The 1,148-nt window shown below is 56.1% G+C and carries 2 protein-coding genes; both read right to left on the bottom strand.

Annotated features, from left to right (window positions below):
- Positions 1-785, bottom strand: a 785-nt coding sequence (locus GOHSU_RS16125; protein WP_005944499.1) for an IS3 family transposase, incomplete at its 3' end; no start/stop codon positions are given.
- 11 nt (positions 786-796) lie between these two features.
- Positions 797-1,148 (bottom strand): transposase (locus tag GOHSU_RS16675; RefSeq protein WP_211220448.1); only part of this gene is annotated, 352 nt, incomplete at its 5' end.

The following is a 1,148-nucleotide window of genomic DNA, read 5'->3' as shown; positions in this document are numbered from 1 at the left end:
GTATTGTATCGCAGCTCGATATAGCGAAGAACATCTTTTCGCGCACGTTTTCTCGTGTCATACACCTTCCGATTGACACACTCGTTCTTCAGTGTCCCATTGAATGATTCGGCCCACGCGTTGTCATAACAGACACCAGTTCGGCCGACCGATCGACGCACGCCGTGTCGGCGTGCACACCGCGCGAATTCCTCGGACATGTATTGACCGCCTCGATCGCTGTGAAAAATCGTCTCACCGAACGTGAACGGAACATTGGCCGCAGCCATGTCCAGTGCCTCGCACACCAATTCAGCAGTCATTCGATCGCTTGTCGCGTACCCGACCGCCTTCTTGCTGTAACAATCAAGAACAGTCGCCAAATACAGCCAGCCCTCCCAAGTCTTGATATAGGTGATGTCACCCACCAGTTTGGCGCCGACATCGACTGCAACGAAGTCGCGGCGCACCAGGTCCGGTAGATCGCCGGCGTCAGCGGCGATCGTGGTGACCGGCCGCTTCGGCGCTGGCTGGCAGGGCACCAGGCCGCGTTCACGCATGATCGACCGCACCGTGTCGTCATCGACAGCATGCCCGCTGAAAATCAAGTCGGCATGAATCCGCCGATACCCATAAGTCTGTTCCGATGCGTCAAAGAACTCTTCGATCAGATTCCCCAGCTCCCGGCGCCGGCGCGCACGATCAGACTCCGACCTCTTCTTCCAATCGTAGAACCCAGACCGCGACACCTGTAACACCTCACACATGAGCGCAATGCTGTAATTGCCTTCTTCGGCAGAAATCAACTCGAATAATTCTACGGTTGTGACTTCCGGGCGAAGAAGGCAGTTGCTTTTCCCAGAATTTCGACCTCCGTCTCCAAGCGCTTCACTTGACGCCGCAACCGCGCCAATTCGTCACGCTCAGACTCATCGAGGCGCTCCGCCAATTCCGGATGGTCTTTCCTGTAAAGCTTCACCCAACGTGAAACCGACTGCTCCGATACCGAATTCTCTTTTGCGACCTGCACAATAGGCCGAGAATGCTCGATGACCTCCAGCGCAACAGCGTTCTTAAACTCCGTCGAAAACTTCCTTGGCATACCAGTACTCCGTTTCCAGCTCAACCCCACCGTAGTGGGGCAGCTGTCCGAGACACGCCGGGCAGGT

It is taken from the genome of Gordonia hirsuta DSM 44140 = NBRC 16056 (assembly GCF_000333015.1).
In the GTDB taxonomy this organism is placed as follows: Bacteria; Actinomycetota; Actinomycetes; order Mycobacteriales; family Mycobacteriaceae; genus Gordonia; species Gordonia hirsuta.
Note: the sequence above shows the minus strand (reverse complement) of the source record. Positions and strands in the feature narration are given on the sequence as shown.